Annotated in this window: 12 protein-coding genes, 1 tRNA gene and 1 pseudogene; 3 read left to right on the forward strand and 11 right to left on the reverse strand. The window is 68.1% G+C overall.

The genetic code is table 11. The annotated features are described in order from the left end of the window. From CDO46_RS23810 to imuA, 3 genes are all read right to left on the reverse strand, one after another. The coding region (locus tag CDO46_RS23810; protein ID WP_369597226.1) for an error-prone DNA polymerase at positions 1 to 2,733 on the reverse strand (2,733 nt) is incomplete at its 3' end. Further along, complete coding sequence (locus CDO46_RS23815) at positions 2,726 to 4,195, reverse strand: DNA polymerase Y family protein (protein ID WP_087841057.1); 1,470 nt, start codon at positions 4,193 to 4,195, stop codon at positions 2,726 to 2,728. The genes CDO46_RS23810 and CDO46_RS23815, both read right to left, overlap by 8 nt. Beyond that, positions 4,125 to 4,871 (reverse strand): translesion DNA synthesis-associated protein ImuA, encoded by a 747-nt coding sequence (gene imuA / locus CDO46_RS23820; RefSeq protein WP_087841058.1) that lies wholly within the window; start codon positions 4,869 to 4,871, stop codon positions 4,125 to 4,127. Before imuA ends, CDO46_RS23815 begins: the two co-directional genes overlap by 71 nt. A 151-nt stretch (positions 4,872 to 5,022) precedes the next feature. Between imuA and CDO46_RS23825 the strand changes: the two genes are divergently transcribed. Beyond that, positions 5,023 to 6,327 carry a pyridoxal phosphate-dependent aminotransferase gene (locus tag CDO46_RS23825; protein WP_233146089.1) on the forward strand — a complete coding sequence of 435 codons (1,305 nt, stop codon included), beginning with the start codon at positions 5,023 to 5,025 and terminating at the stop codon, positions 6,325 to 6,327. On the opposite strand, the gene CDO46_RS23830 is transcribed toward CDO46_RS23825, so the two are convergent. Next, positions 6,324 to 7,511 (reverse strand): S9 family peptidase, encoded by a 1,188-nt coding sequence (locus CDO46_RS23830; RefSeq protein ID WP_087841059.1) that lies wholly within the window; start codon positions 7,509 to 7,511, stop codon positions 6,324 to 6,326. The genes CDO46_RS23825 and CDO46_RS23830 overlap by 4 nt on opposite strands. A 51-nt stretch (positions 7,512 to 7,562) precedes the next feature. Further along, positions 7,563 to 8,537 (reverse strand): tripartite tricarboxylate transporter substrate binding protein, encoded by a 975-nt coding sequence (locus CDO46_RS23835; protein ID WP_087841060.1) that lies wholly within the window; start codon positions 8,535 to 8,537, stop codon positions 7,563 to 7,565. A gap of 121 nt (positions 8,538 to 8,658) precedes the next feature. Here CDO46_RS23835 and CDO46_RS23840 point away from each other — a divergent pair, with 121 nt between their 5' ends. Further along, on the forward strand, positions 8,659 to 9,576 hold the full coding sequence (locus tag CDO46_RS23840) for a LysR family transcriptional regulator (protein ID WP_087841061.1): 918 nt from the start codon (positions 8,659 to 8,661) through the stop codon (positions 9,574 to 9,576). A gap of 20 nt (positions 9,577 to 9,596) precedes the next feature. On the opposite strand, the gene rnhA is transcribed toward CDO46_RS23840, so the two are convergent. From rnhA to CDO46_RS23855, 4 genes and pseudogenes are all read right to left on the reverse strand, one after another. Next, positions 9,597 to 10,064, reverse strand: coding sequence for a ribonuclease HI (gene rnhA, locus CDO46_RS23845; RefSeq protein WP_243724617.1), 468 nt, complete (start codon positions 10,062 to 10,064; stop codon positions 9,597 to 9,599). A gap of 93 nt (positions 10,065 to 10,157) precedes the next feature. Further along, a pseudogene (locus CDO46_RS28735) lies at positions 10,158 to 10,277 on the reverse strand (DUF5710 domain-containing protein); the annotation flags it as partial. Between the two features lie 188 nt (positions 10,278 to 10,465). Continuing rightward, entirely contained in the window at positions 10,466 to 11,773 is a 1,308-nt protein-coding gene (locus CDO46_RS23850) for an MATE family efflux transporter (protein ID WP_087841063.1), read from the reverse strand. Between the two features lie 178 nt (positions 11,774 to 11,951). Then, positions 11,952 to 12,027: transfer RNA gene (locus CDO46_RS23855), tRNA-Asn, on the reverse strand. Positions 12,028 to 12,100: 73 nt separating this feature from the next. Here CDO46_RS23855 and CDO46_RS23860 point away from each other — a divergent pair. Then, complete coding sequence (locus tag CDO46_RS23860) at positions 12,101 to 12,700, forward strand: YigZ family protein (RefSeq protein ID WP_087841064.1); 600 nt, start codon at positions 12,101 to 12,103, stop codon at positions 12,698 to 12,700. Between the two features lie 13 nt (positions 12,701 to 12,713). Here CDO46_RS23860 and CDO46_RS23865 read toward each other — a convergent pair whose 3' ends face one another. Together CDO46_RS23865 and CDO46_RS23870 are read right to left on the reverse strand one after the other, a co-directional pair. Further along, on the reverse strand, positions 12,714 to 13,532 hold the full coding sequence (locus CDO46_RS23865; protein ID WP_087841065.1) for an alpha/beta hydrolase: 819 nt from the start codon (positions 13,530 to 13,532) through the stop codon (positions 12,714 to 12,716). Between the two features lie 137 nt (positions 13,533 to 13,669). Beyond that, positions 13,670 to 14,158, reverse strand: coding sequence for a copper chaperone PCu(A)C (locus CDO46_RS23870; RefSeq protein WP_087841066.1), 489 nt, complete (start codon positions 14,156 to 14,158; stop codon positions 13,670 to 13,672). Positions 14,159 to 14,160: the final 2 nt, after the last annotated feature.

Consider the following 14,160-nt stretch of genomic DNA (forward strand, 5'->3'; position numbering starts at 1 on the left):
CGCCTGTTCGTGCACCATGGCGTCGCGCAGCAGGTCGCGCTGGGGGACGCTGTCGATGGCTTCCCACAGGGCGGCGCGCCGGTGGCCGGACAGGGCACGCAGCGCATCGGCGGCCGCCAGGGCCTGCAAGGCGTGGCGGTCGAGATCGGCGCGCCGGCCCAGGTCGGTGGCGTCCTGGAAGGGCGCCTGTTCGCGCGCGGCCTGGATGCGCAGGCCGGTTTCTTCGGACAAGCCCTGCACCTGGTTCAGTCCAAGCCGCACGGCGGGGCGTTCGCCGCCGGTGTCTTCCAGGGTGGCGTCCCAATTACTGACCAGCACGTCGACGGGCAGGACGACCACGCCATGGCGCTGTGCGTCCTGGATGAGCTGGTAGGGCGAGTAGAAGCCCATGGGCTGGCTGTTGAGCAGCGCGGCCAGGAAGGCTTCGGGTTCGTGGCACTTGAGCCAGGAGCTGGCATAGGCCAGCAGTGCGAAGCTGGCTGCGTGCGATTCGGGAAAGCCGTATTCGCCGAAGCCCTGGATCTGGCGGCAGATGGCCTGGGCGAATTCGATGTCGTAGCCGCGCTCGAGCATGCCGGCTACGATTTTCTCGTAGTGTTTTTCCAGTCGGCCCTTGCGTTTCCACGCAGCCATGGAGCGTCTCAACTCATCGGCCTCGCCTTCGGTGTAGCCGGCCGCGCGCATGGCGATCTGCATGACCTGCTCCTGGAAGATGGGAACGCCGCAGGTGCGTTCCAGCACGTCCTTCACGTCGGGGCTGGGGTAGTCGATCTCTTCCGGTTTTTGGCGGCGGCGCAGGAAGGGATGCACCATGCCGCCCTGGATGGGGCCGGGCCGCACGATGGCGATCTGGATGGTCAGGTCGTACAGGTTGCGCGGCCGCAGGCGGGGCAGCATGCTCATCTGCGCGCGGGACTCGATCTGGAAGACGCCTATGGTGTCTGCCTTGCAGATCATGTCGTAGGTGGGTACGTCGCCATGCTTGATGGCATAAAGTTCCAGCGTGTGCCGCCGCCGCTGGCTGGCGAATTCAAGCGCGCGGCGCAGCGCCGTCAGCATGCCCAGGGCCAGCACGTCCACCTTGAGCAGGCCTACGGCATCGAGATCGTCCTTGTCCCATTGCACGACGCTGCGGTCCTTCATGGCCGCGTTCTCGATGGGGACCATGCGCGACAGGGTGCTGTGCGACATGACGAAGCCGCCGGGATGCTGGGACAGGTGGCGGGGAAAGTCCAGCAACTGCTCGGTCAGGTTCGCCCATAGTTTCGCTTCCAGCGATTCGGCCGCCAGACCGCATTCCTGGAAACGCAGCAGCAGGTTCTTCCTGCCGTCCCACCATTGATGGGCCTTGGCCACGCGATCGACCAGGGCCAGATCCATGCCCAGGGCGCGCCCTACGTCGCGCAGCGCGCTGCGCGAGCGGTAGGCGATGACGACGGCGGTCAGTGCTGCCCGGTCGCGGCCGTATTTTTCATAGATGTACTGGATGACTTCTTCGCGGCGCTGGTGCTCGAAATCGACGTCGATGTCAGGGGGCTCGTTGCGTTCTTTGCTGATGAAGCGACCAAACAGCAGATCTATGTTTTCCGGCGCGACCGCGGTGATGGCCAGGCAATAGCAGACGGCGGAATTGGCGGCCGAGCCGCGTCCCTGGCAGAGGATGCCGCGTCCGACGGCGAACTTGACGATGTCGTAGACCGTCAGGAAATAGGCCTCGTAACGCAAGTCGGCGATCAGCGCGAGTTCTTTTTCCAGGCGGTCCCGGACCCTGTCGGGAATGCCCTCGGGATAGCGCTTGTGCGCACCGGCATAGGTTTCGCTACGCAGGTAGGAGGTGGGCGTATGCCCGGCCGGCACGAGTTCCTCGGGGTACTCGTACCGCAGTTCATCGAGGTCGAAGGTGCACAGCCGAGCGATCCGCACGCTTTCCCGCAAGGCCTCCGGAGGATAGGTCCGGGCCAGGTGCACGCGTGCCCGCAGATGCTGTTCGGCATTGGCCGCCAGCGCGTATCCGCAGTCGGCCACGGACCGGCGCATCCGAATGCCGCACAGGACATCGTGCAGTGGCTTGCGCGAGCGCACGTGCATTTCCACCTGGCCTGTGGCGACCACCGGCAGGCCGTGCGCGCGAGCCACGCTTTCCACCGTGGCTCGGTGGCGGGGATCGTCCGCGCGATTGGGCAGGTTCAGCGCCAGCCAGCATCGGTCGGGGAAAGTAGCGGCCAGCCATGCGGCGTGCCCATCCAGGCGGGAGGGCTCGAGTCCATGGTCTGGAACGAGCAGGGCCAGGCAGTCCGGCATGCCGCGCAAATGCGCGTGCCGAGTATCAGGGTGGGCAAGATCGTCCGGTCGCAATTGGTAGCTGCCCTTGGCCGCGTGCGAGCGGGCCAGCGTGATCAGCTCGGACAGGTTGCCATAGCCGTCCTTGTTCATGGCCAGAAGTACCAGTTGCACGGGCAGGGGACCGGCATCGTCCTCCAGCCGGAACTGGCTGCCCAGAATCAGCGGCAGCTTCTGCTTTTTGGCCTGCACGTGCGCGCGGACGACGCCGGCCAGGGAACATTCGTCGGTGATGGCCAGCGCGCTATAACCCAGGTCCACGGCGCGTGCCACCATTTCCTCGGGCCAGGACGCGCCCCGCAGGAAGGTGAAGTTGGTGAGGCATTGCAGCTCGGCATAGTCGGGAAGCTGGGTGCCGGGTAGGGAAGCGGGCAGGTCCATGGCGTCAGGCATACAGGCCGTGGAGATACCAGCGCGGTTCCTCCAGCGCCTGGTCGAGGTAGATCCAGTAGCGGATGCGGTCGGTGCTTTCGGCCACGAAGTAATCGCGGGCGATGGGCGCCCCGTCCCACCAACCGCTTTCGATGCGCTCGGGGCCACGCACCAGGCGCAGCGGCGTGCCGTAGTAGGGGCGGTGCTGGCGCATGACGAGGGGGATGGGCTGGCGCAACAGCCACAAGGGCCGTTCGGCGGCGAAGCCGCAGGCTTCGGCATCGGGCCGGCCACGATCCAGGGCCGGCAGCCAACGGCTGGCGACCTCGGGGCGATGGTCGGCCAGGGGGCGGGCGGCCAGGACCCGGTCCGGGCCCAGGCGCGCCACCAGCAGTTCAAGCAGGCGGTCATGGTCGGCCGGTGTGCCGCCGGGATCGGTGAACAAGGTTTCGGAAGGGGTGGCGCGCGGCACGATGGCATCGGCGTGCAGGCCGATGGCGATGGCAGGCGCCTCCATCGCCATCCGGTCCAGGTGTTCCTTGAGCAGGCGCAGCAGATGGTCGGCCTCCCAGCCCGGATTGGCCAGGGACACGGTCAGGCGGGTAGGAGGACGGGCGTATCGGCCGCGTTCATGTTCCAGGACCAGAACGATGGCATTGGTCGCGGTCTGGCTGGCGTGTAGCCAGCCCGCCAATTGCTGGACAAGGCGTCGAGCCACGACAAGGACTGCGGGAGCGTGGTCGATGCGAAAGAGCAATTCCACGCGGGCCGAGAACTCGGGTGGGGCCTGGACCCAGGTGAACAGCTCCGGCTTGCGGCCGCAGGCCTGGTCCAGCAAGTCGAGCAGTTCGCGGCCGCACCGGCGTTGCAGGCCGGATCGAGGCAGTTTCATCAGGGCCGCCACTGTGCGGCAGCCGATACCGTCCAGCCAGTCGCGATGCGGCCGTGCAGGAGGCAGCAGCAGGCAGGGCAGGTTCGCTATCCGGCGTATCAGGGGCGTCTCCCGCAGGACGCGTCGCGGTCCCGGCGTGGCGCGTGCCGCCAGCAACCAGGCGCCGTGTGCCGTGGGACCCATGCCGAGGCGAGCGTGGCAGCCGAGCTGGCGCAAGCTGTCGCGTATGCGTCGGCACAAGGCGGCAGGACCGCCGAAGACTCGCAGGCCGGCGCCCACGTCCAGCAGCAGGCTGGCATCGGGGCCCAGTGCCACCTCGGGGGTATATTGCAGCATGGCCAGCGCGGCGGCCTCCAGCAGCTGTGTCTCGCGCGCCGGATCGCGTTGGAGGAACTCGGCATGGGGTGCCAGCGCGCCGGCCCCTTTTTTGCGCATGCCGGGCCGTACGCCCAGCCGGCCAGCTGCGGGTGTCACGGCCACTACCGCTTCGTGGTCCAGCACCACGATCACGGCTGCCGGATCATCCTGCCAGAGCGGGTTCAGGGCGTCGAGGCTGGGCTGCGTCAGGTAGACGCTGATCCACAAACGCATGGCGAGGCTCGGAGGAAGGCTGGCCGCTGCCGAAGGCGGGCGCCGGCGGCGCGAGCGGCAGCAGCAGCGGCGTTTCGTGATGGGGGCCGCGGCGCTTCAGGATGGTCACGCTGAGATGGTCGCCCGCGGGCCGCAGCAGCAGGCGTAGCGGCGACGGCGACGAGGCGCGCGCGGCATCGGCATGGCGGAACATGAAGAAGGCGGTGTCGCCCGCCTGCGCCGCAAGGTGCAGCCGACGCAGGGCACTGGCCGGTGGCCGGGCGGACCAGTACAGCAGGGCGCCGCAACTGCCGTGCTGCAGGATGCGTTCGGCGGCCCACAGGGCATCGGCAGCCTGACTGGGATCGATCCACAGCAACTGGCTGGCGGGAAAACGATGCGCCAGCCAGGCTTGCGCGCAGGGCGCGTGAGGCGGATGCAGCAGCACGATGCTGCGCCGGGCGGGCAGTTGCCGCAGGGCGGGCAGGAGCAGCCGCATTTCGCCCAGACCGGGTTGTGCCAGCAGCAGTTCGGTCAGACTGCCCAGGGGCCAGCCTCCGCCGGGCAGGTGGCGGGACAGGTCGGGATGGCCGGTTTCCAGGCCCGGACGGTTGGCGCGCGCGAGTTGCGAGCCGCGCCAAAGGAGCGGGTGGATGGCGGCATGGGCCGTGGCGGACGAGATTCCGAAGGCGGACATGAGCCGGCAAACATGAATGATTACTGTATAAATATACAGTATTTGAGGGAAGTGGCGGCGGCATCCCTGTCTTTCGGCATGCCGTGTCCCGGTTCTGGTATCGTGGCTTGGCCGAGTTGTTGCTGTAATCCCTAGGAAAGACCGTTCATTCATGAAACCCATCAACAAATCGAACAAACTAGCCCACGTCCTGTACGACATCCGCGGCCCCATCATGGACAGGGCCAAGCAGATGGAAGACGAAGGCCAGAAGCTCATCAAGCTCAACATCGGCAACCTGGCCGTGTTCGGTTTCGACGCTCCCGAGGAAATCCAGCTCGACATGATCCGCAACCTGCCCAACTCGGCGGGTTATTCGGACAGCAAGGGCATCTTCGCCGCGCGCAAGGCGGTCATGCACTACACCCAAGCGCAGGGCGTGCAGGGCGTGACGCTGGAAGACATCTACCTGGGCAACGGCGCCTCCGACCTGATCGCGATGGCCACCAACGCGCTGCTGGACGACGGCGACGAGTTGCTGCTGCCCGCGCCGGACTACCCGCTGTGGACGGCGGTCGTGAGCCTGTCGGGCGGCACGCCCGTGCACTACCTGTGCGACGAGGCCAAGGGCTGGATTCCCGACCTGGACGACATCCGGGCCAAGATCACCCCGCGCACCAAGGGGATCGTGGTCATCAACCCGAACAACCCGACCGGCGTGGTCTATCCCGACCACGTGCTGCAGGAGATCGTCGCCATCGCGCGCGAGCACGGGCTGGTCATCCTGGCCGACGAGGTCTACGACAAGGTGCTGTACGACGACGCCCGCCACACCGCGCTGGCGAGCCTGTCCACCGACGTGCTGACGCTGACCTTCAACTCGCTGTCCAAGAGCTACCGCGCCTGCGGCTACCGCGCGGGCTGGCTGGTGGTCTCGGGCGACAAGCGCGCCGCGCGCGATTACATCGACGGCCTGAACATGCTCGCCAACATGAGGCTATGCGCGAACGTGCCGGGCCAGTGGGCGATCCAGACCGCGCTGGGCGGCTACCAGAGCATCAACGACCTGGTGGCCCCGGGGGGCCGGCTGCGCCAGCAGCGCGACCTGGCCTATGAATTGATCACCGCCATTCCCGGCGTGACCTGCGTCAAGCCGCAGGCCGCGCTCTACATGTTCCCGCGGCTGGATCCCGAGGTGTATCCCATCGAGGACGACCGCCAGTTCTTCCTGCAGATGCTGGAAGCCACGCGGGTGATGCTGGTGCAGGGAACGGGGTTCAACTGGCCGCATCCCGACCACTTCCGCATCGTGTTCCTGCCGCACGAGGCGGATCTGCGCGAGGCCATCGGCCGCATCGCCAAGTTCCTCGAGGACTACCGCCTCAAGCACGCCAGGAAGGCGCCGGCGTCGCCCGAGGCCGGCGCGGACGATCGTGCCGTCGTCGTGCCGGCCAAGTTCGGGGCGAAGGCCGGCTAGCGCGGGCGTCGATCCTGCGGGCGCTGCCCAAGCTCCCGCATGGTTGCGCCGATCCAGTCAGCGATGGCGTCCACGCCCAGCGCCAGGTTGTCGACGCTGCAATGCTCGGCGCCGCCATCGCGCAGCGTATGGACGAACAGCTCCGCCTTGGGGCTGTTCACGCATTCGGCGACCAGGCGTTCGGCCTGGACCAGCTTGATCTGCCGGTCGTTCTCGCCGTGCGTGACCAGGATGGGGCAGCGTATGCGATGCAGCACGCCCTCCAGCGTCATGCGGTCCGCCGTGGCCAGCAGGCCTTCCATGGTGGTCTGGCCGAACACCCACATCACATGTTCCCAGTAATGCGGAACGGGTAGCCGCGGGTCCTGGCTCTGGTGGCGGTAGCGCTGGGTCGCGCCCCAGTCGTAGTTGGCGCCCCAGGCCACGCAGCAGCGCAGGCGGGGTTCGAAGGCGGCGGCGCGCGGCGCGTGATAGCCGCCCAGCGACAATGCCATGATGCCGATGCGCGAGGCATCGACGTCGTCGCGTCCCTCCAGGTAGTCGACGCAGGCCGAGGCGGGCACCTCGGCCTCGGGGAAATTGGTCAGGCCCTGCAGGCGCAAGGCCTCGCCCACGCCGGGGTTGTCCACCAGCAGCACGGACACGCCGCGCTCGCGCAAGGCCTCGCCCATGCCCATCAGGTACAGGATCTCCTTGGTCACGTCCAGTCCGTCGAAATGCACCATGCAGGGCGCGCCGCCGGGCGGTATCTCGCGCGCCGGGACGTACAGGGCCGGCAGGGTGGTGCCCTGGTAGGGCACGTCCACCCATTCGACGGGCTGGCCGGTCAGCCTGGCGTAGCGCCGAAAGCACTCGAGCATGTTGCGGAAGGCCGTGTCCCGGCCTGGGAAGCGCGGCGCCTGCATGCGTTCGGCCTGCACGTAGTAGATGGCGGCGCGCTTGAACTTGCGGCCCGCGCTGTAGGCGCGATCGTGCTGGAGGTCCTGCTGCGCCAGCGCCTTCACGCGGTCGGCCAGCCCGGTCCAGGCGGCGAACAGGATCTCGGCCGCATGCGGGTCGCCGCGGCGCGACGCTTCCTTGACGGGGCCGGAGGCGTCGTCGAGCTCGCCGATCTCGGCGCCCATGCCGAGCGCCAGGTTGACGGCCATATTCCAGGTGTAGTTGTCGCCGAAGTATTCAAACATGGTCGATGTCCATTCGTGGTTGCGTGGAAAGTGCGGTGGCGCCGGCGAAGGTCAGTCGGCCTTGATATTCTTCTCGGCGATCAGCCTGGCCCACATCGATTGCTCGGCGACCAGGTCCCTGGCGAATTGGTCGGGCGGCTGGAGCACGAGGTCGTAGCCGTCCTTTTGCAGGCGGGCCTGCATCTCGGGCATGCGCATGACCCGGGCGATCTCCGCCGCCAGCTTGTCCCGTATGTCGGCGGGCAATCCCTTGGGCGCGAAGACGCCTTGCCAGACGTAGGCCTCCACCGGGACGCCTTCCTCGCGCATGGTCGGGATGTCGGGGATGGCGGGCGAGCGCTGCGCGGCGGCCAGCGCCAGTCCTCGCATCTTGCCCGCGCGGACCATGGACTGAGAATTGCCGACGGAGTCGCACAGGAAGTCCACCTCTCCGGCGATGACCGAGGTCTGTGCCGGCCCCGCGCCCGAATAGGGCACGTGCAGGGCCTTGATGCCCGCCGCATCCAGCATCTGTTCGCAGGCGAGGTGGCTGCCGCCGCCGGTTCCCGCGCTGGCGTAGCTCAACGCGCCTTGCCGGGACTTGGCCAGGGCGAGGAATTCCTTGAAGGTCCTGGCCGGCAGCTTGGCCGAGGCCACCAGGTAGGCGGGAAAGCGCAGCGCCTCGGTGATGGGCGTGAAATCGGCGGCCGGGTCGAAGGTGTGCTGCTTGTGCAGCAGCGGGCCGATGACGTGGGCGCTGTTGGTGGTGTAGAGCAGCGTGTAGCCGTCGGCTGGCGCATCCTTGACCAATCGGCTGCCGATCAGGCCGGTGGCGCCGGCGCGGTTGTCAACGATCACGGGCTGGCCCAGCGCCTCGCCCAGCAGCTTGCCGGCCAGGCGGGCATAGGTATCCGTGGAACCGCCCACGGGGAAGGGCACGATCAGCCGGATCGGCCGGGTGGGATAGGCCTGCGCGCCCGCCGTGGCCGCGATCAGCAGCGACGCGGCGGCAAGGACAAGGCGCGGCGCGATGAGATGGCGTTGCATGGTGTCTCCGTCTTGTTCATGTGCCAGGACATTCTGGACGGACTCGCGGCGCAGGAGAAATGCCGTTTTTCGGGGCGAGCTATAAAATAATTCGATAGCGAAAACGCATGGCGAGGCAGCGATGGATCTGGTTCAACTCCGGTATTTCGTGCGCGTCGCGCAGTTGAAGAGCTTCACGAAGGCCTCGGTGGCGCTGCACATCGCACAGCCCGCGCTGACGCGGCAGGTGCTGCTGCTGGAGGACGAACTGGGCGTGCAGCTCCTGTTCCGCCACAGCCGCGGCGTCGAACCGACCGAGGCCGGCATGCGGCTGCTGTCGGGAGCCGAGGCCATCTTCCGATTGGTGCGCGAAGTCCGCGCCAACGTCATCGCGTCCAGCACCACTGTCGCCGGCACGCTGCGGATCGGCTTTCCGCCTTCGTTGGGCGGCTTCGTGATCGGCACGGTCGCGGCCGCGTTCCAGAAGATGTACCCGCAGGCCACGTTCGACCTGTACGAGGGCCTGAGCAACGAATTGCGCGACCGGCTGCTGGCCGACAGGCTCGACCTCGCGGTATTGGCCGGGGGCGCCAATCCGCTGCTCGTCAGCACGCACCTGTGCGATGAGGAGTTCTGGGTGATGATGCCCCGCCGCCGCAAAAGCCGGCATGCGCTCAGGACCTACTCGGTGAAGGAGCTGGCCGGGCTGCCGCTGATCCAGCCCGGACGCGCGCAACTGGCGCGCCAGCACATCGAGAGCGAGGCCGCGCGCCTGGGCGTGGCGCTGAACGTCACGGTGGAGACCGATGCCTTCCAGGTCATCAAGGATCTCGTGCGCCGCGGGGTAGGGGCCCACATTTCGCCGTACTCCGGCATAGGCGCCGACATCAAGCGCGGGGACTTCGACGGCGGCCCGGTGAAGGGCCTGTTTCTGTCGCGCTATCTCGTGCGGCGCATCGATCGGCCCATCAGCCTGGGCATCACGAAGTTCCAGGAGATCCTGGTCGACACGCTCAGGGACCTGGGGGCTTCTGACCGGGCGATCCGGCTGCCTGCCTGAGGTCCGCCGATAGCCGGCCGTTATCCTGCGGCGCCGTGCTCGGCCACGATGCGCACCACCACTTCGCCGCGGCCGGTACGCTTGGCGTGGTCCAGCCCTTCGTTGGCCAGCGCATCCGCGCGTTCGTTGCCGCGGTGCCCGCTATGTCCGCGCACCCACCGGAAGGTTGCGCGATGCCGGTCGGCCTCGGCGATCAGCGCCTTCCACAGCTCGACGTTCTTGACGTCCTTCCAGTTCTTGCGTACCCAGCCGTGGCGCCATTGCGTCATGCCGTTCACGACGTATTGCGAGTCGGTGTAGACGACCACCTCGCAGGCCTGCGGCAGCCAGCGCAGCGCCTCGATGGTGGCGGTCAGTTCCATGCGGTTGTTGGTGGTGTCGGGCGAGCCGCCGAAGATTTCCACGGTGGCCTCGGTGGTGCGGATCCACGCGCCCCAGCCTCCTGGGCCGCCGGGGTTGCCGCGGCAGGCGCCGTCGCAGTAGACGATGGCGCCGCCGGCCGGCGGCGTTTCGTCCCCCGTGGGCTGCGGCGCGGCGGGCGCCTGAGCTGGCGAGGGCGCGTCGGCATCCAGCCAGCGCTGGAAGGGCGCGGCATCGGCGCCGTCCTTGACGTACCACTTCTTCTGCGCTGGCGACCATCTGGCCCCGAGCGCCTTGGCTTCGTCTTTCTCGGCAAAGGGCACTTTCAGCCAGACAACCATGGAGTCACCAATTCGATGCAAGGGGCGAGACCTTAATCGGCGCGGCAAGCGGTTGTCAAGGCGGCACGCCGGGAACGGGCCTTGCTCATTTCGTGGGCGGGGAACCTCGGAGCCTGCTGTGATGCGGGTCGCTTCGTCATGTTCCAGGGCTGTCCCCAACGTTGTCCACAGGATGCGGGGATAACTGGTTACACGTTGTCCAGCCGTGCGGCCGGCCCGGTCGGGAACTCGCGATAGAGCGTGCGCGGCGCGGCCAGGTGCAGCGTCAGGCCGCGCAGGGCATTGAAAGCAAGGAAGGACAGCCACAGTCCATGGTTGCCCAGCCGCGGCAGCAAGCCCAGCGACAGCGCCAGGAACGCCGCGCCGCAGACCAGCATGGCCTGCATCAGCGCGCGGGTCTGGGTGGCGCCGATGAAGATGCCGTCGTACAGGTAGGCCGCGACCGAGGCGATGGGCGCCAGCGCCAGCCAGGGCAGGAAGCGGCCGGCGGTCTCGCGCAGCGCCGCCTGGTCGGTCAGCAGGCTCACTATCCATGGACCCACGGCCAGGTAGACCAGGGCATAGGCGAGCGCGCCGGCGAAGGCCCAGCCCATGCACAGCCGCACGGCGCGCCGCAGGCCCGGGCGGTCGCCCGCACCCACGGCGGCGCCCACCAGCGCCTCGGCCGCATGGGCGAAGCCGTCCAGGCCGAAGGCCATGAAGGTCAGGAAATTCAGCAGCAGCGCGTTGGCGGCCAGGACCATGTCGCCCTGGGTGGCGCCCAGGTGGGCGAACCATCCCATGCTGGCCAGCAGGCAGGCCGTGCGCACGAAGATGTGGAAATTGATGCCGACCAGGCGCCGCATCGCGGCGGCGTCGCGCAAGACCGCCAGGCGCAGTCGCGGCCAGGCGGCGCGGTGCGAGCGCCACAGCAGGATGCCGCCCGCCAGCGTGCCGGCGCCGTCGGCCACCGCGGTCGCCGCGCCTATGCCCGCCACGCCCAGGCCGAAGCCATGCACGAACAGCAGCACGGCGCCCAGGTTGACCACGTTGATCAGGATCTGCAGGGCCAGCGCCAGCCGCACGCGCTGGCACCCCAGCAGCCAGCCCAGCACCACGTAGTTGACCAGCGCCAGCGGCGCCGCCCAGATCCGGCCCGAGCAATACGCGATGGCCTGGCGCGTGGCCTCGGCGCTGCCGCCCAGCAGGCCCAGCACCAGCGAGATCAGGGGCCGCTGCAACACCAGCAGCGCCAGGCCGATGGCCAGCGCAAGGGATACCGCCCGCACCACGCTGGCGGCCAGCGCCTGTTCGTCGCCCTTGCCCCAGGCCTGGGCGACGAGCCCCGTCGTGCCCATGCGCAGGAAGCCGAAGCCCCAGAACAGGAAGCTGAAGAGCAGGCCCCCCAGCGCCACGCCAGCCAGGTATTCGGGGCCGGGCAGGTGGCCCGCCACGGCGGTGTCCACCGCGGACATCAGGGGCTGGGTCAGGTTGGCGAGCACGATGGGCAGGGCCATCGCAAGCACGCGCCGATGAGTGAGGGGGGAAGCGTTGGCTGGCACGTGTTGTCTCTGACGCGTTGTCTCTGTTTATTGGTCCCTGTTTTTTTATTGGTCCCCGCATTATCCCTGCCGAGCGACCGGACCGCACAAATGAAAACGGACGCCCGGGGGCGTCCGTTTTCATTTTTAATCTTGGCTCCCCGAACTGGGTTCGAACCAGTGACCTGCGGATTAACAGTCCGTCGCTCTACCGACTGAGCTATCGGGGAAAGGAGCCCGCAAATATAGCAGAAAAATGACGTTCGTCAAAGCAAGGCGCAAGGGGCGCGGTAAACTCGCCGCATGAGTTCCCTCTTCACGCTCGAGGCGCCTTGCAGCTACCGCGAGGAGGTTCGCAAGAGCCGGTTCGTCGCCCACGCGGCGCCCGTGGCCAGCGCCGACGAGGCGCTGGCTTTCTTCGCCCGGCATGCCGACCCCACGGCCACGCATAACTGCTGGGCCTATCGCATCGGCGCCGCGTACCGTTTCAACGACGACGGCGAGCCGGGCGGGACGGCCGGCCGCCCCATCCTGCAGGCCATAGACGGGCAGTCCTGCGATCGCGTGGCGGTGCTGGTGGTGCGCTGGTTCGGCGGCACGCTGCTGGGCGCGGGCGGCCTGGCGCGCGCCTATGGCGGCTGCGCGGCCAACTGCCTGCGGCTGGGGCGCCGGGTGCCGCTGCTGGACCTGGCCGAGGCCGAGGTCGCCTGCACCTTCGCCGAGCTGCCGCTGTTCAAGGCGCGGCTGAAGGAGCACGGCGCCGAGGTCCTCGGCGAGCTTTTCGACGAACAGGGCGCGACGCTGGCATTGAGCGTGCCGCGGCCGCGCCTGGAGGCGCTGCGAACGATGCTGTCCGACCTGAGCCGGGGCCGCGCCGTCCTGGCCGTGCGGGACGAGGCGTGAGGCGGGGCCGTTCCTACAGCCCCGCCAGGCGGCACGCGCGCTGGGTCAGGATGCCTTCGGGCGAGGCCAGGTCGTTCAGGATGGTGAAGTGGTTGCGATCGGGCAGCCGCAGCAGTTCGCCGGGCAAGCCCGCCCGCGCGGCGGCGAAGGTTTCGGACTGGCGTTGCAGCTCGGGCAGTTCGGAGGCGCCGTAGGCCAGGACCAGCTCGCGCTGGCTGAGCGGGCGATGCAGGGGGCTGAGCCGCCGGACGTCGGGCGGACACAGGCGCAGCTTGTCGTTCAGGTAACTCAGGCGTATGGGCTCGAGATCGTAGACGCCGCTGATGGCCAGGCCGCCGCATACCCCCGGCTCGTCCAGGACCATGGCCGCCAGGTGGGCGCCGGCGGACCATCCGCTGACGATCATCCGTTCGGGATCGGTGCCCCATTGTGGGGCCTGCCGTGCCAGCCATCCCAAGGCAGCGCGTATTTCGCCGACGATGCCGTCCAGGGACTGCTCGGGCGCCAGGGTATAGCCCACCAGCGCGACGTGCAGCCCATGGGCCAGCGGCCCGGCGGTCAGGAAACTGAAGTTTTCCTTGGAGCGCGTCTGCCAGTAGCCGCCATGGATGAAGACCATGAGCGGTCCCGGACGGGCCGCGGGGAAATAGTCGATCCGGTTGCGGGGAGCCGGGCCGTAGCGCAGGTCCAGGTATTGGGGATGGGCGGCCCGCAGCTTGGCGCTGCGTTCGTCGAATTCCGCCATCAGCACCGCGCTGTTGAGCACGGCGGCGGAATTGTTGTAGGAAGCGTCCAGCGCTTCCCGGGTCATTCCGTTGTACAGCGCAGTCATGCGGCAGTTCCGGTCCGGGCAGGGGGCAGGGCTATCGAGGGCACGGTTTGCAACCAAAAGTGTCCGAAATAGAAGAATTCATCCTTTCTCGTTCGATTGCAAGACCCGTGCCGGCCTTCCCGGCACGGACCGCCGCGTCAGTGGCGATGGCCGCCCGCTCCATGGCCGCCCGAACCTGCCCCGGCGCCGGCGGGCTCGACCTTGAAGTCCACCTTGACCTCGCCCGCCTTCTCGAAGACCAGGGTGGCGGGGAAGCTGGTGCCTTCCTTGAGCGGCGCTTTCAGGCGCATGAACATAATGTGGTAGCCGCCGGGCCTGAGCTCGACGGTCTGGCCCGCGGGCAGGGCGATGCCGTCGACCTGGCGCATGCGCATGATGTCGCCGTCCATCTGCATGGTGTGCAGTTCGGCGGTGGCCGAGACGTCGGCGCGGACGGCGATCAGCTTGTCGTCGGCCCCTTTGTTGGTCAGCTTCAGGAAACCGCCTCCGGCGGGCTGGCCGGTGACGGTGGCCCGGCTCCAGGGGTGGTTGATCTGGATCGCGCCGGCGGTATAGTCGTGGGCGACGGCCTGGCCGGCGGCCAGCATGGAAAACAGCAGCGACAGGGTGAACGTACGAATCTGCATGA

It is taken from the genome of Pigmentiphaga sp. NML030171 (assembly GCF_002188635.1).
Taxonomy (GTDB): Bacteria; Pseudomonadota; Gammaproteobacteria; order Burkholderiales; family Burkholderiaceae_B; genus Pigmentiphaga; species Pigmentiphaga daeguensis.